General features: G+C 64.3%; 16 protein-coding genes and 1 pseudogene. 5 read left to right on the top strand and 12 right to left on the bottom strand.

Going from position 1 to position 17,388, the window contains the following annotated elements; all coding sequences use genetic code 11:
• Positions 1-187: 187 nt before the first annotated feature.
• Positions 188-2,293: a S9 family peptidase gene (locus IVB31_RS16225; protein WP_247323946.1), complete on the top strand. Its 2,106-nt coding sequence runs from the start codon at positions 188-190 to the stop codon at positions 2,291-2,293.
• A 177-nt stretch (positions 2,294-2,470) separates the two neighbouring features.
• On the opposite strand, the gene IVB31_RS16220 is transcribed toward IVB31_RS16225, so the two are convergent.
• From IVB31_RS16220 to IVB31_RS16195, 6 genes are all read right to left on the bottom strand, one after another.
• Entirely contained in the window at positions 2,471-3,562 is a 1,092-nt protein-coding gene (locus IVB31_RS16220; RefSeq protein WP_247323945.1) for an SMP-30/gluconolactonase/LRE family protein, read from the bottom strand.
• Positions 3,563-3,641: 79 nt separating this feature from the next.
• On the bottom strand, positions 3,642-4,361 hold the full coding sequence (locus IVB31_RS16215) for a ribonuclease activity regulator RraA (protein ID WP_247323944.1): 720 nt from the start codon (positions 4,359-4,361) through the stop codon (positions 3,642-3,644).
• A 10-nt stretch (positions 4,362-4,371) separates the two neighbouring features.
• Complete coding sequence (gene araD, locus IVB31_RS16210) at positions 4,372-6,111, bottom strand: L-arabinonate dehydratase (RefSeq protein WP_247323943.1); 1,740 nt, start codon at positions 6,109-6,111, stop codon at positions 4,372-4,374.
• Positions 6,108-6,968: an ABC transporter permease gene (locus IVB31_RS16205; RefSeq protein WP_247323942.1), complete on the bottom strand. Its 861-nt coding sequence runs from the start codon at positions 6,966-6,968 to the stop codon at positions 6,108-6,110. Before IVB31_RS16205 ends, araD begins: the two co-directional genes overlap by 4 nt.
• 11 nt (positions 6,969-6,979) lie before the next feature.
• Positions 6,980-7,741: an ABC transporter ATP-binding protein gene (locus IVB31_RS16200; protein WP_247323941.1), complete on the bottom strand. Its 762-nt coding sequence runs from the start codon at positions 7,739-7,741 to the stop codon at positions 6,980-6,982.
• Positions 7,741-8,757, bottom strand: coding sequence for an ABC transporter substrate-binding protein (locus IVB31_RS16195; protein ID WP_247323934.1), 1,017 nt, complete (start codon positions 8,755-8,757; stop codon positions 7,741-7,743). Before IVB31_RS16195 ends, IVB31_RS16200 begins: the two co-directional genes overlap by 1 nt.
• A gap of 93 nt (positions 8,758-8,850) precedes the next feature.
• Between IVB31_RS16195 and IVB31_RS16190 the strand changes: the two genes are divergently transcribed.
• From IVB31_RS16190 to IVB31_RS16180, 3 genes are all read left to right on the top strand, one after another.
• A complete protein-coding gene (locus IVB31_RS16190; RefSeq protein WP_247323931.1) occupies positions 8,851-9,567 on the top strand; it encodes a GntR family transcriptional regulator in 717 nt (238 codons plus the stop codon).
• A 200-nt stretch (positions 9,568-9,767) separates the two neighbouring features.
• On the top strand, positions 9,768-10,196 hold the full coding sequence (locus tag IVB31_RS16185; protein WP_247323929.1) for a response regulator: 429 nt from the start codon (positions 9,768-9,770) through the stop codon (positions 10,194-10,196).
• On the top strand, positions 10,174-13,770 hold the full coding sequence (locus IVB31_RS16180; RefSeq protein ID WP_247323927.1) for a PAS domain S-box protein: 3,597 nt from the start codon (positions 10,174-10,176) through the stop codon (positions 13,768-13,770). Before IVB31_RS16185 ends, IVB31_RS16180 begins: the two co-directional genes overlap by 23 nt.
• 70 nt (positions 13,771-13,840) lie before the next feature.
• Here IVB31_RS16180 and IVB31_RS16175 read toward each other — a convergent pair whose 3' ends face one another.
• Entirely contained in the window at positions 13,841-14,476 is a 636-nt protein-coding gene (locus tag IVB31_RS16175; protein ID WP_247323925.1) for a response regulator, read from the bottom strand.
• Between the two features lie 151 nt (positions 14,477-14,627).
• On the opposite strand from IVB31_RS16175, the gene IVB31_RS16170 reads away from it, so the two are divergent.
• Positions 14,628-14,918, top strand: coding sequence for a hypothetical protein (locus IVB31_RS16170; protein ID WP_247323923.1), 291 nt, complete (start codon positions 14,628-14,630; stop codon positions 14,916-14,918).
• Positions 14,919-14,972: 54 nt separating this feature from the next.
• Here IVB31_RS16170 and IVB31_RS16165 read toward each other — a convergent pair whose 3' ends face one another.
• The 5 genes and pseudogenes from IVB31_RS16165 to IVB31_RS16145 all read right to left on the bottom strand — a co-directional run.
• On the bottom strand, positions 14,973-15,476 hold the full coding sequence (locus IVB31_RS16165) for a response regulator (RefSeq protein WP_247323921.1): 504 nt from the start codon (positions 15,474-15,476) through the stop codon (positions 14,973-14,975).
• 140 nt (positions 15,477-15,616) lie between these two features.
• Positions 15,617-15,934: a PilZ domain-containing protein gene (locus IVB31_RS16160; RefSeq protein ID WP_247323919.1), complete on the bottom strand. Its 318-nt coding sequence runs from the start codon at positions 15,932-15,934 to the stop codon at positions 15,617-15,619.
• Between the two features lie 2 nt (positions 15,935-15,936).
• Entirely contained in the window at positions 15,937-16,818 is an 882-nt protein-coding gene (locus IVB31_RS16155; protein ID WP_247323917.1) for a protein-glutamate O-methyltransferase CheR, read from the bottom strand.
• A 59-nt stretch (positions 16,819-16,877) separates the two neighbouring features.
• Positions 16,878-17,264: a response regulator gene (locus IVB31_RS16150; RefSeq protein ID WP_247323915.1), complete on the bottom strand. Its 387-nt coding sequence runs from the start codon at positions 17,262-17,264 to the stop codon at positions 16,878-16,880.
• A gap of 31 nt (positions 17,265-17,295) precedes the next feature.
• Positions 17,296-17,388: pseudogene (locus IVB31_RS16145) on the bottom strand (chemotaxis protein CheW); the annotation flags it as partial.

Below are 17,388 nucleotides of genomic sequence, written 5' to 3'. Positions count from 1 at the left end.
CTGGCCGGCGGCGGGGACATGCTCACTAAGGACTGGGCCCCTAAAGCACACACGGGGCCGATCAACAACCCGCGCGACATGGCACAGTTCTTGGCACCGTTCTTGGCGCAGTCCCTGGCGCAGCAGCGCTGGCAATTCGCGGAATCGGGACGATATAAGGGGGAACACGCATCTCAATGAGGATCGAGTGACCCAAGCCAAGACGCCTTCCCAGCCGCCCGTCGCCCCGCGCCGGCCGCATTCCTTCACGCGGCACGGCATCAATGTGACCGACGACTATGCCTGGCTGAAGGACGAGAAATGGCAGGAGGTGCTGCGGGATCCCGCGGTGCTCGATCCCGACATCCGCAAATATCTCGACGAAGAAAATGGCTACACCGAGAGCCTGCTCGGCCATACCGCAGTCCTGCAGAAGACGCTGGTGCGCGAGATGCGCGGGCGGATCAAGGAGGACGATTCCAGCGTGCCGTCGCCGGATGGCCCCTTTGCCTATTTCCGCAAGTTCCGCGAAGGCGGCCAGCACGAGTTGTTCGGCCGCATGCCGCGCGACGGTGGCGACGGGCATATCGTGCTCGACGGCGATGCGCTCGCAAAGGATCACACATATTTCAAGTTCGGCGGCAGCCGGCACTCCAACGACCACAAGCTGCAGGCTTGGAGCGCCGACACCAAGGGCTCGGAATATTTCTCCATCCGCGTGCGCGAGTGGGCGACCGGCAAGGACCTTGACGACGTCGTCGAGGAGACCGACGGCGGCGTGGTGTGGAGCAAGGATGCGAAATCGTTCTTCTATGTGAAGCTCGACGACAATCACCGGCCGATGCAGGTCTGGCGGCACCGGCTCGGCACCAAGCAGGCCGAGGACTCGCTCGTTTATGAGGAGCAGGATTCCGGCTGGTTCACCCATCTGCACGAAAGCACCAGCGGCCGCTTCTGCGTGATCGCGGGCGGCGACCATGAGACCTCCGAGCAGCGGTTGATCGATCTCGCCAACCCCGAGGCGCCGCCGCGCCTGGTCGCAGCACGCGAGGAAGGCGTGCAATATTCGCTCGCCGACCGCGGCGATGAGCTGCTCATCCTCACCAACGCCGACGACGCCATCGACTTCAAGATCGTCACCGCGCCGCTTGGCCAGCCCGAGCGCGCAAACTGGCGCGATCTGATCCCCTATCGTCCCGGCATCTATGTCATCGACCTCGATCTCTATGCCGGCCATCTGGTGCGGCTGGAGCGCGCCAACGCACTGCCTTCCATCGTGATCCGCGACCTCGCCTCGAACGAGGAGCACGCCATCGCCTTCGACGAGGCGGCCTACTCGCTGGATACGATGGGCTCCTACGAGTTCGAGACGACCACGCTGCGGTTTGCCTACTCGTCGATGACGACGCCGTCGGAAGTCTACGACTACGACATGGCCAGCCGCACGCGCACCCTGCGCAAGCGCCAGGAGATCCCGTCCGGCCACGACGCGGCCGACTACGTCACCACGCGCATCATGGCAAAGGCGCAGGATGGCGCCGAGGTACCGGTGTCGATCCTGTATCGCCGCGGGCTCAAGCTCGACGGCGCGGCGCCGCTGCTGCTCTACGGCTACGGCTCCTACGGCATGGCAATGCCGGCCTCGTTCAACGCCAACCGCCTGTCGCTGGTCGATCGCGGTTTTGTCTACGCCATCGCCCATATCCGCGGCGGCGCCGACAAGGGCTGGGGCTGGTATCTTGACGGCAAGCGCGAGAAGAAGACCAACTCGTTCGACGACTTCTCAGCCAGCGCCCGTGCACTGATCGACGCGAAATACACCAGCGCAAAGCGCATCGTCGGCCATGGCGGCTCGGCCGGCGGCATGCTGATGGGCGCGGTCGCCAACCGCGCCGGCGAATTGTTCGCAGGCATCGTCGCCGAGGTGCCGTTCGTCGATGTGCTCAACACAATGCTCGACGACACGCTGCCGTTGACGCCGCCGGAATGGCCTGAATGGGGCAATCCGATCGAGAGCGAGAAGGATTTCCGCACCATCCTGTCCTACTCGCCTTACGACAATGTCGCGGCGAAAGACTATCCGGCGATCCTGGCGATGGGCGGGTTGACCGATCCGCGAGTCACCTACTGGGAGCCCGCCAAATGGATCGCGCGCCTGCGCGCGACCATGAGCGGCGGCGGTCCCGTCCTGCTCCGCACCAACATGGGCGCCGGCCATGGCGGCGCCTCAGGGCGCTTCAACCGGCTCGATGAAGTCGCGATCGTGTATGCGTTCGCGCTGTGGGCGGCAGGGATGGCGGAGGCTGGGGTGTAGCTCCGCCCACCGCCGTCGTCCCGGCGAAAGCCGGGACCCATACCGCGTGATTTATCAGCAATTCGCCGGGAGCAGTACCGCAGGAGGCCTCTCAACTAAGCCTTCGCCAAACTATTCCCTGGGGTTATGGGTCCCGGCCTTCGCCGGGACGACATAGAGTGTGAGACACAAGCCGCCTTACACCGCGCCGTGCGTTTCCACATACAGCGCATACACCGAGTGGCTGCTCGCCATATAAAGACGGTTGTTCTTCGGGCCGCCGAAGCAGAGATTGGCGCAACGCTCCGGCAGCTTGATGAAGGCGAGCGGCTTGCCGTCCGCGTTGAAGACCATGACGCCGTCGAGATCCTCGGACTTACCCTTGAGCTGATAGACCTTGCGGCCACCGATGTCGGCCGGCTCGGATTGCAGCGCGCCGTTGGAGCCCCAGCCGCACCAGAGATTGCCGTCGCGGTCGACGCGAAAACCGTCGAGCGAGGCCTGGTCTGCCGCGTCGATCAGCTTGGTCTTGCCGCTGAGGCTGCCGTCGTCGCCGACATTGTAGCTCCAGATGCTGCGGTTGGGCGTACCCTTCCACTCGACGATGTAGAGCTTCTTCTCGTCCGGCGAGAAGGCAAGGCCGTTCGGATTGACCAAGTCGGTGAGGATGGCGGTGAGCTTGCCGTCCTTGGCAATGCGGTAGACATTGGTGGTGGCCTGCTCGGCCTTTTCCTTCTTGCCTTCCCACTCGCCGTTGATGCCGAACAGCGGATCGGTGAACCAGATGCTGTCGTCCGACTTCACCACGATGTCGTTCGGCGAATTCAGCCGCTTGCCCTCGAACTTGTCGGCCAGCACGGTGATCTTGCCGTTCTTCTCGGTGCGGGTGATGCGGCGGGTCACCGAGTGCTCGCAGCTGACGAGGCGGCCCTGGCGGTCGCGTGCATTGCCGTTGGCGTAATTGGCATTGGCCCGGAACACGCTGGTCTGCCCGGTCTTCTCGTCGAACTTCATGATCCGGTTGTTGGGAATGTCGGAGAACAGCAGATAGCCGCCTTCGGGGAAATAGGCAGGGCCTTCGGCCCAGCGCATGCCGGTCGCGACCTGCTCGACCGTCGAAGAGTACAGCCGATACTTCCCGAAGCTCGGATCGAGGATCTGGACCGCCGGATCGGGATAGCGCTGGTTGGGCGTGAACGAGAACGACTGGGCGCCGGCGGCGCGGGCGAGAAGCGTGGAAGCCGCGGCTGCGCCTGCGCTGGCCACGATATTACGTCGCGTGAAATTCATAAAAATCCTCCCTGGGTGATGCAAGGCCGGCGCTTGCTGCGCTGGCTCGTTCCTTGTCGTGACGTGAGCGCGAGCTGCCTTACCGCCCGTTCGCCTTCCGCCATGCCGCGAAGTCGGTGAGCGTCTGCGGATCCGTCGCCGGATAGAGACCGAAAATGCCGCGGCCCTTGTTGACTTCCTCGGTGACGAAGTCCTCGAACGCGGTCATCTCGAAGGTTTCGTTGGCGATCTCGTCGGCGAGATGCGCGGGGATCACAATGACGCCGTCGCTGTCCCCGAGGATGACGTCGCCGGGGAACACCGGCGCATCGCCGCAGCCGATGGGAACGTTGATCTCGATCGCGTGATGCAGGGTCAAATTGGTCGGCGCGCTCGGGCGGTGGTGGTAGGCGGGAATATCGAGCTTGGCGATCTCGGCCGAGTCGCGAAAGCCGCCGTCGGTGACGACGCCGGCGACGCCGCGCTTCATCAAGCGCGTGACCAGGATCGCACCGGCGGAAGCGGCGCGTGCGTCCTTGCGGCTGTCCATCACCAGCACGCTGCCTGCCGGACAATCCTCGACCGCCTTGCGCTGCGGATGCGAGCGGTCCTTGAAGACCTCGATGGTGTTGAGATCCTCGCGCGCCGGCATGTAGCGCAGCGTGAAGGCCTCACCGACCATGGTCGGCTGGTCTGCGCCCAGCGGGTGCACATCCTGGATCATCTGGATGCGCAGGCCGCGCTTGAACAGCGCGGTGGCGACCGTGGCGGTGGAGACGGATTTGAGCTTGCTGCGGGTGGCTTCGCTGAGTTTTGTCATGTCATGCTCTCTAGTAAATCGACGGCTCGCCGATCGGCGCGCCAAAGTCCGTCTCGAGGAAGTCGAAGTCGCAGCCGTCATTGGCCTGCTTGATGTGCTTGGTGAACATCCAGCCATAGCCGCGCTCGAAGCGGCGCTCGGGCTGCTTCCATTCGGCCCGACGCTTTTCGAGTTCGGCTTCGGAGACGTCGAGATTGATGGTGCGGGCGGCGACGTCGAGCGTGATGCGGTCGCCGTTGCGCACCAGCGCCAGCGGGCCGCCGACATAGGATTCGGGAGCGACGTGCAGAATGCAGGCGCCGTAGCTGGTGCCGCTCATGCGGGCGTCCGAGATGCGCACCATATCGCGCACGCCCTGCTTCACGAGTTTTGTCGGGATCGGCAGCATGCCCCATTCCGGCATGCCCGGCCCGCCCTGCGGCCCGGCGTTGCGCAGGATCAGGATGTGATCCTCGGTGACGTCCAGGTTGGGATCATCGACCGCCTTTTTCATCGCGGGATAGTCGTCGAACACCAGCGCCGGCCCGGTGTGCTTGAGGAAGCGCGGCGCGCAGGCGCTCGGCTTGATGACGCAGCCGTCGGGCGCGAGATTGCCCTTGAGCACGGCGAGCGCGCCCTCCTTGTAGATGGGATTGTCGACTGAGCGGATCACGTCGTCATTGTGGACCTCGGCGCCCGCGATGTTCTCACCGAGAGTCTTGCCGGTGACGGTGATGCAGTCGAGATGCAGATGCGGCTTGATCTGGCCCATCAGGGCCGGCAGGCCGCCGGCGTAGAAGAAATCCTCCATCAGATAGGCATCGCCGCTCGGCCGCACGTTGGCGATGACGGGCACCTTGCGGCTCGCAATCTCGAAATCGTCGAGGCCAATGTCCTGGCCGGCGCGGCGGGCCTGCGCGATCAGATGGATGATCGCATTGGTCGAGCAGCCCATCGCCATCGCGACCGCAATCGCGTTCTCGAAGGCTTTTCGGGTCTGGATCGTCTTCGGCGTCAGATCCTCCCAGACCATCTCGACGATGCGGCGGCCGCATTCCGAGGCCATGCGGATGTGGTTGGCGTCGGCCGCAGGAATCGACGACGCCCCCGGCAGCGTCATGCCGATCGCTTCCGCAATCGCGGTCATGGTCGAGGCGGTGCCCATGGTCATGCAGGTGCCGTAGCTGCGCGCAATGCCGGCTTCGATGTCGAGCCAGTCCTTGTCGGAGATCTTTCCGGCGCGCCGCTCGTCCCAGTATTTCCAGCCGTCGGAGCCCGAGCCGAGCGTCTTGCCCTTCCAATTGCCGCGCAGCATGGGACCCGCCGGCAGATAGATCGCCGGGATGTTCATCGAGGTCGCGCCGAGCAAAAGCGCCGGCGTGGTCTTGTCGCAGCCGCCCATCAGCACCACGCCGTCGACGGGATGGCTGCGCAGCAGCTCCTCGGCGTCCATCGCCAGCAGATTGCGGTAGAGCATTGTGGTGGGCTTGAGCAGCGATTCCGACAGCGACAGCGCTGGCAGCTCGATGGGCAGGCCGCCGGCCATCAGGATGCCGCGCTTGACGTCATCGACGCGCGACTTGAAGTGCATGTGGCAGGGCTGCGCATCAGACCAGGTGTTGAGGATCGCGATCATCGGCCGATCCTTCCACTCCTCCGGCGCGTAGCCCATCTGCATGGTGCGGGAGCGGTGGCCGAACGAGCGCAGATCGTCAGGCGCGAACCAGCGCGCGCTGCGGAGCTGGTCGGGCGTTATTTTCTTCTTGGTCATGATTGGGTGCCCCATTTCTGGACGGTGTTCCGCTCGATGGCGCGGAAAATCAGGTTCTCGACAAAGAGCCCAATGATTATCACAGTCAGCAATCCTGCGAAGACCGCAGGAATGTCGAGCAGGTTGCGATTCTCGAAGATGAACCAACCGAGCCCGCCCTGGCCGGAGGATACGCCGAACACCAGCTCGGCCGCGATCAGCGTGCGCCAGGCAAAGGCCCAGCCGATCTTCAGACCCGTGAGGATCGAGCCGAAGGCCGCCGGTATCAGGATTTTCGCCACATAGGGCAGCCCGCGCAGGCCGTAATTGCGCCCGACCATGCGCAGCGTGTTGGACACGCTCTTGAAGCCGGAATGGGTGTTGAGCGCGACCGGCCACAGCACCGAATGGATCAGCACGAAGACGAGGCTGCCATTGCCGAGCCCGAACCAGATCAGCGCGAGCGGCAACAGCGCAATCGCCGGCAGCGGGTTGAACATCGCCGTCACGGTCTCGAGGAAGTCGGTGCCGATGCGGGTGGAGATCGCGAGCACGGTGAAGATCGCCGCCAGCACGATGCCGGCCGAATAGCCCATGAACAACACCTTCAGCGAGGTCCAGGCCCGCATCGGAATGGTGCCGTCCTTGACGCGATCGACCAGCGTCACGATGGTGTCGTGCAGTGTCGGAAACAGCAGGGGATTGTCGAGCGAGAGGCCATAGGCCTCCCAGACGGCGCCCAGAAACAGGATGATGGCGGTCTTGCGGACAAAACCGTCGTTCCACAGCAGCTCGGCAACGCTCAGCTTGCGCTCGACCTCGCCTGCGCCGGTGCCGGCGACCGTCGCGTCACGCAGCAATATTCTCGCTTCGCCCATGGCAGGCTCCCTCAATGCGCCGTTGCTTCGGAGGCGAACAGGAGATCGTGGATCTCCTTCTCGAGCCGGCCGGCACTGCCGTCGTCGTTGGAGACCTTGTCGACGTCGACCACCTCGGCCTTGACGCGGCCGGGATGCGGCGACAGCAACAGGATGCGGTTGCCGATGCGGATCGCTTCCGCGATCGAATGGGTCACGAACAGCACCGTGAATTTGGTCTCGCTCCAGAGCTGGAGCAGCTCGTCCTGGCAGGTTCGCCGCGTCAGCGCGTCGAGCGCCGCGAAAGGCTCGTCCATCAGCAGGATGTCCGGCTCCATCGCCATGCCGCGCGCGATCGCGACGCGCTGCTTCATGCCGCCGGACAGCGTGTGCGGATAGGCATCGACCACGCGCGTCAGCCCGACCTTCTCGATATAGGCCCGCGCCCGCGCCTCGGCGTCCTTGCGCGACAGCTTTCGCGCGGTGAGCAGCGGAAACATCACGTTGGCGAGTACGCTCTTCCAGGGCAGGAGCTGGTCGAACTCCTGGAAGATCATCATGCGATCGGCGCCGGGATCACGGATCTCGCGATCGTTGATGGTCATGCGGCCTTCGCTCGGGCTCATGTAGCCGCCGACGGCCTTGAGCAGCGTCGACTTGCCGCAGCCGGACGGTCCGAGCAGCACAAACCGATCGGACTTGTCGACGGTGAACGAGACCCTTTCGGTGGCGGTGACGACGGCGCTGGAGGTCTTGTAGCGCAGCGTCACGGAGCTGACGTCGAGCAGGGCCATCAGTTACCCTTCAGATCATGCGCGACGGGCAGGTAATAGTCCGTCCAGGCCTTGGGCTGGATCTTCAGCGTACCGGTCTTGAACAGATGGGCGGCGAATTTCATCGTGCCCTGCGGCTCGAGATTCCACTCCATCATGCCGGGCTCCTTCAAGAACCCGAGCAGATCCTCCACCGAGGTCTTGTCGCCGGTAATCTCCTTGTAGATCTCGACCGCCTGTTTGGTGTCGCTGCGGATCAAATCCTGCGCTTCCTTGGTGGCGTCGCGCACGGACTGGATGATCTTGGGATTGGCATCGGCGAATTTGGTCGTGGTGAAGAACTGCGCCTGGCTCAGCGGGCCGCCCATCACGTCGGGCGACGACAGCACGACATGCGCGCCCGGCACGTTCTTCAGCTCCAGGAACGTGAACGGCGGAATCGAGAAGTGGGTGTGCACCTCGTGCTTGGAATTGGACAGCGCCGCATAGGCGTCGGGATGGCCGAGCTGCACGGTGTTGGAGTCCAGCTTCGACCATTGGTCGGCGCCGAAAGCCTCAGCGGCCGCGATCTGAAGCACGATGGCCTGGGTCGAGACTTTTACCGTCGGCACTGCGATCTTGTCGGTCGGGCCGAAATCCTTGATCGAGTTGATATTGGCGTCGCGGCTGATCAGCGTCATCGGCTGCGCCGAGGTCGCAACGATGCCCTTGACGCCGCCGCGGGTGCGGTCCCACAGCAACAAGAGATTGCCGGTGCCGGTGTTGAGGATGTCGACGCCGCCGGCGAGCAGCGCATCGGTCTGCGCGCCGCCGCCGGAGAAGGTGACCCATTTGGTGGTGACGCCTGCTACCCCGAGCGACGCTGCGTGCTTCTCGATCAGCTTCTGCTTTTCCATGATGTGGCTCGGCATGTAGAAAATGCCGGGCTGGCGCGACAGCGAGATCTCCGACTTCTGCTGCGCCTTCGCAGGTGCCGCGAGCGCCGTCGCGGCGATCAGGGCGATGGCGGCTAGGCCGCACTGCAATTGCTTCATCATTGTTGTTGGTTTCCTCCGGCCGCCATTGACGAGCGATCTGACTAATGCACTAATGCATTAGTGCATCAAAGGCAAGGCCGCCGGAATTCTCGCATGCAACCAGCCCAACCTGCCTCCCGCGCGGCCGCCCGCCCCGGCGCACGTCTCGACCGGGCCCGGCAGGCTGCACCGCAGGTGTTCGAGCGGCTGCGCAACGCCATTCTCGCGCTCGAATTGCCGCCTGGCTCGCCGCTGTCGCGCACCGACCTCGCCGCGCAATTCGGCGTCAGCTCGACGCCGATCCGCGACGCGCTGATGCGGCTGGAGGAAGACGGGCTGGTCGACGTGTTTCCACAACACGCGACCGTCGTCAGCCGGGTCGATGTCGGCCGCGCCGAGCAGGCCCATTTCCTGCGCCAGGCGCTGGAACTCGAAATCGTCCGGCTGCTCGCGGAAAAGTCCGACGGGTCCCTGATCATCCGCCTCGACCACACGATCGCGCTGCAACAGCAATTCGCCAAGGCCGGAGACTTCGAAAGCTTCATCGCCGGCGACAATGATTTTCACGCGCAGCTTTATGACGCGGCCGACAAGCAGGATCTCTGGACGCTGGTGCGCAGCCGCAGCGGACATATCGACCGGCTGCGCCGGCTGCACCTGCCCTCACCCGGCAAGGCCCAGAACATCGTCCGCCACCACAGACTGATCACGCGCGCGATCGAGGCCGGAGATTCCGATGCCGCGCAGCAGCATCTGCGCAAGCATTTGTCGGGCACGCTGAGCGAGCTCGACACGATCCGAAGCCACTATCCCGAATACCTGACCGATTAGGCGTACGGCCATCCCTCTTCACGCGTGCATATGCACCTAAGCGTGCATATCATGACGCGCCGACTTCGCCTTTTGCGAGCAATCGTCCGTTCGCCCGCGAAGTCCTTGCAGGCCGGATGGAATCCGCGCAACAATTTCGCATTTGACGGTTTGATTTGCGGTCGCTGGGAGATCCCCATCCGGCCCGGAGGATATCAGACGTGGCCAACGTCCTGATCGTGGATGACGACCCGGCCGTGCAGATGACGATCCGGCTGCTGATGGAGCGGGCCGGTCATCACGTCACCGTCGCCGGCGACGGCCGCAAGGGACTTGCGCTGTTTGAGGCCAGCGAGTTCGACCTGCTGTTTCTTGACATCTTCATGCCCGGCATGGACGGGCTGGAGACGATGCGTCACATCCGGGCGCGAGCGCCGGCCATTCCGATCATCGTCATTTCCGGCCGTTCGATCACGCCGGACGCCTACGCGGAGCCGGATTTCCTGAAGATGGCGACCAAGCTCGGCGCGGTGGCAAGCTTGCAGAAGCCGTTCCGGGCCGACACATTGCTCGCCGCGGTCAATGGCTGCCTGGACGCGGCGCGGACGGTATCGGTGGGGAATCCGGATGTCAGCACCGGCCGCCGATGACAAAAATCTTCGGTCTGTTCCAAGCCAGCACAGGCGCGGCAATTTGGGAAGCGGTGCAAATATCCCCATGACGCTCGCTACGCGGCTCGCCATCGCGATGATCCTGCTGGTGGCGGTGACCGTGGGCGCAGTCGGCTGGCTGGGCTATCGCAACATCACCCAGGCCGTCATTCCGCGGGTCCTGGAACGCGTCGAAGCCCAGTCACGCCTGCTGGCGACCAATCTCGAATCCTACGTTGCCGGCGCCCGCGGCGATCTGCTCGGCTATCGCTCCGCCGCGGCCATCAATGGCCTGATCCGCGCCCACATCAGCGGAGGCGTCGACGCTCTCGACGGCGTTGCGGAGCAGACCTGGCGCGAGCGTATCGCAGCGCGCCTCGCAGCCGAGATCGACGCCAAACCCAGCTACGGGCAGTTTCGAATCATCGGCCTTGACGACGACCAGCGCGAACTGGTCCGCGTCGACCGCTCCGGCCCGAATGGCGCAGCACGGACCGTCCCCAACAGCGAACTGGAGCACAAGAGCGAGCGACCCTACTTTCAGGACACGATACGACTGGCGCCGGGCGAGATTTATGTTTCGTCGATCGATCTCGCCACCCGCCAGGGGGGGACCACGGAGCTCCACGTCCCGACGTTGCGCGTTGCGACGCCGCTGTTCACGCCGGACGGCAAGCCGTTCGGTATCATCATCGCCAATATCGACATGCGCCCGGCACTCGACCGCGTCCGCTCGACGGCGGGCGCAGGGGGAGAGATTTACGTCGTGAATTCGCGCGGCGACTATCTCGTCCATCCCGATCGCGCGCGGGAATTCGGCTCATTGCATGGCCATCCCACCAATTGGCGCGATGATTTTCCTTTTTTTTCCGGCCTGGCCGGCACGCCGGAAGTATCCACGCAACTCATGACCGATGGGTCGGGCCGGCCGAGCGGAGCGGCGATCGCACCGGCGCTGCTGGCGGGCAAGGAATGGGTCGCAATCATCGTGACCGTTCCCCCGTCCGTGTTCGGCCGCGTGCCGGCCGCCATTCAAAAAACGTCCTTGCTGGTCGGCGTGCTTGCCGTGCTCGCCGCGGCTTCACTCGCGGTGCTGCTGGCGCGCTCATTGACGCGCCCGATCGGACGTCTGACCGCGGCGGTGGAGGCAATCGGCAGCGGGCGGCCCGGGGACATTCCCGTCGATGCCAGCGGCGAGACGGGCGTGCTGGCGCGGGCCTTTGCCCGGATGGTCGAAGAAACCCAAGCGAAAACGGCGGCTCTCGAACGCGAGGTCGAGGAGCATCGTCGCACCGAGGCCGCGCGAAGCCATCATGAAGCGCGCGAGCGCCTGTTCAGCGCCGCGGTCGAATCATCCGACGATGCCATCGTGATGCAGTCTCTCGACGCCATCATCACGGGCTGGAATCCTGCCGCCGAACGCCTCTATGGTTATTCGGCGGATGAGGCGATCGGGAAGTGCACCTCGATCATCGTCCCGCCCGACCGACGCGAGCAGGGCAAGGACTATTTGGCGCGGATCGCCCGAGGCGAGCCAATCGAGCGCTTCGAGACGGTGCGCCTGCGCAAGGACGGCACCCCGGTCGAGATCTCACTCGGCCTTTCGTCGATCAGGGGGCCATCGGGCGAGATTGTCGGCGCCTCCGGCACCGCGCGCAGCCTCACCGAGGCGCGGCGGGCCGAGCGGGCGTTGCAGCAGCAGCTCGAGGAACGGCGGCAGATCTTCGAGACCTCGCAGGACCTGATCATGGTGATGGACGCGCGCGGCCATATCGCGCAGATCAGTCCGAGCAGCGAGACCATTCTCGGCTTCCGGGCGGAGGAGATGATCGGCCGCAGCGGCACGGATTTCATTCATCCCGATCATCTGGAGCAATCCCGCACGGAAATGCGCGCGTTGCGGCGCGGCGATCGCCGCGCGCTCGCCGACACCCGCTGCTTCCACAAGAACGGGTATGAGGTCTGGCTGTCGTGGCTTGGAAGCTGGTCCGAACAGGCGAAGCGCTTCTTCTTCGTCGGGCGCGACATGACGGAGGCCCGGCTCGCGCAGGAATCGCTGCGCGAGAGCGAACGGCTGGCCCACGACATTGTCGAGACTGCGCTCGACGCATTCACCCAGACCGACCACACCGGTACTATCCTGAGTTGGAACTCGCAGGCCGAGAAGCTCTTCGGCTGGCCGCGTGAGGAGGCAATCGGCCGGAATGCGATTGATCTCTTCGTCGCTCCAAGCGAGCGGGAAGGCGTCAGGGCCAAGCTCCAGAGCTTTCTTGAATCCGAGGATCAAAAACTGGCCAGTCCAAGGCGGGAGCTTTTGGTGCGTCGGCGCGACGGCAAGGAATTCAGGGCCGAGCTCAGTGTCACGGCGCTCCGGCGACGCGAAGGCGTTCTCTTCAACTCGTTCTACCGCGACCTTACCGACAAGATCGCGGCCGAGGAGCGCATCCGTCAGGCCGAGAAGATGGAGGCCGTCGGCCAGCTCACCGGCGGCGTGGCGCACGACTTCAACAACATCCTCACCGTCATCACCGGCACGATCGAGATCCTGGCCGACGCGGTGGCCAAGGAACCGGAGCTTGCAGCGATCACCAAGATGATCGACGAGGCCGCGGGACGTGGCGCCGAGCTGACGCAGCATCTGCTGGCGTTTGCGCGCAAGCAGCCGCTCCAGCCGCGCGAGATCGACATCAACTCGCTGATCATCGACACTGCGAAGCTGTTGCGGCCGACGCTGGGCGAGCAGATCCAGATCGAGTCCGTGTTCGAGACCGAGAGCTGCGTCGCAATCGTCGATCCCAACCAGCTCACCACCGCGATCCTCAATCTCGCGCTCAATGCCCGCGACGCCATGCCCGGCGGCGGCAAGCTGATCGTGGAGACGGGCTCCGCCTATCTCGACGAGGTCTATGCCAGCCTCAACGACATCAGGCCGGGCCACTACGTGCTGATCGCCGTGAGCGACACCGGCACCGGAATTCCCGCCAACATGCTGGCCAGGGTCTTCGACCCCTTCTTCACCTCGAAGGGACCGGGCAAGGGCACCGGGCTCGGGCTGTCGATGGTCTACGGCTTCGTCAAGCAGTCCGCGGGCCATATCAAGATCTACAGCGAGGAAGGCCACGGCACCACGATCAAGATGTACCTGCCGCCCGGCAAGACGCCGACGGTGGTCGGCGAGGGCGTGACACCGGCGACGATCGAGGGCGGACACGAGACGATCCTGGTGGTCGAGGACGACCGGCTCGTGCGCGACTACGTGCTGGCGCAGTTGCATTCGCTGGGTTACGTCACCTTGCAGGCCGCGAACGCCGCGGAGGCGCTCGCAATCGTCGCCGCCGGCAAGCCGTTCGACCTCCTGTTCACCGACGTCATCATGCCCGGCAAGATGAACGGACGACAGCTCGCCGACGAACTCCAGAGGACGCGTCCCGATCTCAGGGTGGTCTACACGTCCGGCTACACCGAGAACGCGATCATCCATCACGGTCGGCTGGATTCAGGCGTTCTGCTGCTGGCGAAACCCTATCGCAAATCGGACCTGGCGCGGATCATCCGCAAGGCACTGCAAGCGTGAGGGGCGGCTCGTGCCTCGGACAAGCCGCAGCGCGTGCGCTGGGGCCCGGGCACGAAAGAGAAATGCCGTTCTAGGACGCGCGCTGGGCCGCGGTCATCACGATGCGGATGAGATCGGCGGCATTGCGCGCACCGAGCTTCTTCATGATGTTGGCGCGGTGGTCCTCGATGGTGCGCGGGCTGATGCCGAGCGTGCGGCCGGCTTCCTTGTTGGACGCACCGGAAGCGAACTGTTCGAGCACCTCGCGCTCCCTGCGCGTCAACGGCTCGCGTCCGGGGAAATGCAGCGAAGAGAATTTCGGCGACGCGCTCTCTGCCTGCCTGCGTGCATAAGCTCCGATCGCCTCGTCGAGCCGGCCGACGATCTCGCTGCCGCGAAACGGCTTCTCGATGAAGTCGAGCGCGCCGCTCTTGATGGCCCCCACCGCCATCGCGATGTCGCCCTGCCCGGAGATCATGAAGATCGGCGCTGGATAGTCCTCGCCGTGCAACTCCTTCAGAATGTCGAGCCCGCCCTTGCCGGGAATATGCACGTCGAGCAGGATCGCCGCAGGTGTCCGGTTTCGCGCGACGGAGAGCAACGCTGCCCCGTCCGCAAAACAGATCACCTCATAGCCCGCCGCCTTCAACACCATCGACAAGGTGTCGCGAACGGCAGCGTCGTCATCGACCACGAAGATTTCACCGCGAGAGCTTTGTTCGGCCATGTGCCACACATCCGGTTGGCATGAAGGACTCGCGTCCGCGCCAACCGTTATGGCGTTAGGCGCGGATTCGGCCCACCCGTATTTGTACGGGACATGGACTCAACGCACAAGTAGCGGCAACGCGCCTAATTGCAGGGGACGGAGAATATCCATGCTAAATTTGGCCGGTACGCCGCCTCTGGTCCCAATGCCCGAAGTCGTGAGCCGTCGGCTGATTGCGGCTGACCTTTGCTTGCTGATCTCGCAGATCGAGACCAGCATGCGCCGGATCGCCACAGCCATGGATCAAGAACACGGCAGCGATCAGGAAGGTTCCGCTGACGTCTTCGTACTCGACGACGTCACGCCTCGCTATGTCACGGCGAGCGCCGCCCTGGACGCCTGCCGGGCGGGCCTTGGCCACGCCCTGCAATGCCTGTCGGAGCCCGGCAGCGCCGTGTAGATCGCGATCGGCGCGGCTCGGCGGCCGCATGTCATCGCATGCCAGCCCCGCAGCTCAGGCGCGGTGCCGTTCCACGATTGCGTCGGTGGCGACACCACCCCAGGTGTGGATCGCCGGCAGGCCCATTGCGGTCTTGCCGAGATTGGCGAGGCTGATGCGCAACGCCGCCAGATCCAGCGGCTTGGGCAGGCTCTGGAGCTCGATCCCGACGGAACGGGCGAAGCTGCGAGCGGCGCTGCGGCGCTTGCCGTCCATGCCGCTGATGACGATCACGGCGCCGGCAAATTTCGCCTTTGCCATCTCGCCCAGCACGTCGATGCCGTCGCCATCCTCCAGCACGAGATCGAGAGTCACGCAGTCGAAGCGCGCAGCGCGCAGCTTTTCGATCGCTTCCGCCACGGACGGCGCCCCCGTGACTTCGTGGCCGGCCTGCCTGGCGGCGACCGTGATCAGGCTCCGCTGCGTGGCGTCGTCATCGACCACCAGGAGTTGAAGTGCGCGCCGCTCGGTGCCGTCGGGCAGGTTTGACGGGAGGGGGGAGAGAGAGCTTCTGGGCATTACCGTATCCTGCGATTGAGACCGGCAATGGATACACGGCTCGCGCTTAGGTGACGTAAAGCCGCTACGGCAAATTCAGTCCGAAGTTTCAGCAAATATGAACCAACGTCCCGACAAGGACGACGAGACGCAGGTGAAGCTCACGCCGCCTCGTCACGGCCACCGGCCGCACCGCGCTTCTTCCGGTTCTTGCCACGCAGGAACTGGATGTCCATTTCGGCGCCGTTGACGCGCACCAGCTCGCAGCGGCGGTAGGCGAGGCCGGTAGACGACAGCAGCAGGAAGAACTCTTTCAGGTTCAGGCCCTGAATCGAGCCTTCGACCGTGAGGATGGCGTCGGTGTCGGAGATCGCGTTGAGCTTGCAGTCGCGGCGCCAGGTGCCGTCGATGGCCATGATGCAGACGTCATAGCCGCGACTGAACGTCACGCGCTCCAAACCCTTGCCATCCTCGGACATGTCTATCGTCCTGCCATCACCGCCACGCGCGGCGCCGCGCCGGCGAGAGCCGGCTTAGCGGCTGCGGTACGCGGATCGTTCGGCTTGTAAAGGCCACGCCGCTCCGGAAGCGGCTTGAAAGTATCGGTCAGTCCGACCACGGTTTCGGCCGCGCCCAGCACCAGAAAGCCGTCTCCCTCGACTTGGCGCGCCAGACGGTTGAAGATGTTGATCTTGGTGTCCTGGTCGAAATAGATCAGCACGTTGCGGCAGAAGATGACGTCGAAGGTGCCGAGCTGGGCGAAATCGTGCAGCAAATTGAGCTGCCGGTGCTGGATCATCGCCCGCAGTTCGGGATTGATCTGCCAGGTCTCGCCGGTCTGCTTGAAATATTTCATCAGCATCTGGATCGGCAGGCCGCGCTGCACTTCGAACTGGCTGTAGATGCCGGCTTTGGCCTTTTCGAGCACCTCCTGCGACAGGTCGGTCGCGATAATCTCGACGCGCCAGCCGGTCAGGGCCGCACCCATCTCCTTCAGGCTCATCGCCAGCGAATAGGGCTCCTGCCCGGTCGAGCCGGCGGCACACCAGATACGCACGCTGCGGCGACCGGCGCGGGCCTTGATGATTTCGGGCATGATGGTGTCGCGGAAATGATCGAACGGGACCTTGTCGCGGAAGAAGAAGGTCTCGTTGGTGGTCATCGCCTCGACCACGCTGGTGACGAGCGCGCTGGCGCCGGCACCTTGCAGCTTCTGCACGAGTTCGCCGATACCGGAGAGCCCGGCCTTGCGGGCGAGCGGCAGCAGCCGGCTCTCAATCAGATATTGCTTGTCGGCGGACAGATCGAGCCCGGAATGATCCCTCAGGAACTTGCGCAGATACTCATACTCGGTCGGGGTCACGGATTGGCCTCTCGGAAGGTGTACTGGGAACACTCTGGCTGGAACACTCTGCCAGACACTCAGACCATGGCTTGTCCGACCGGGATCAAGCCGACTTCGGCGAACTTGTCGGCGATAATGTCTTTGTCGAAGGGCTTCATGATGTACTCGTTGGCGCCTCCGCTGAGCGCCTGAGCGATATGAGCCACGTTGTTTTCGGTGGTGCAGAACACGACCTTGGGCTGATCGCCGCCCGGCAGGCGCCGCATGTGGCCCATGAACTCGAAGCCGTCCATCACCGGCATGTTCCAGTCGAGCAGCACCGCGTCGGGCAACTGCCGCTGGCAGACCTCGAGCGCTTTGGAGCCGTCTTCGGCTTCGGTGACTTCGAATTCCAGGCCTTCCAGGATCCGGCGTGCGATCTTGCGCACGACGCTGGAATCATCGACCACCAAACACGTCTTCATTTTGGTTCTCCGGCTTCGATGTTTTTGGGGCTCACGCAGCCATTTGCACTTCGGTCTTGAGCTCGAGGACGCGATCGACATCGAGGACGACCATGAGCTGTCCGTCGAGGCGGTGGACGCCGCC

Origin of the sequence: Bradyrhizobium sp. 21, from assembly GCF_023073335.1 — a bacterium.
Lineage (GTDB): Bacteria > Pseudomonadota > Alphaproteobacteria > Rhizobiales > Xanthobacteraceae > Bradyrhizobium.
The sequence above is the reverse complement of the archived record's forward strand: the minus strand, read 5'-3'. Positions and strand labels throughout refer to the sequence as shown.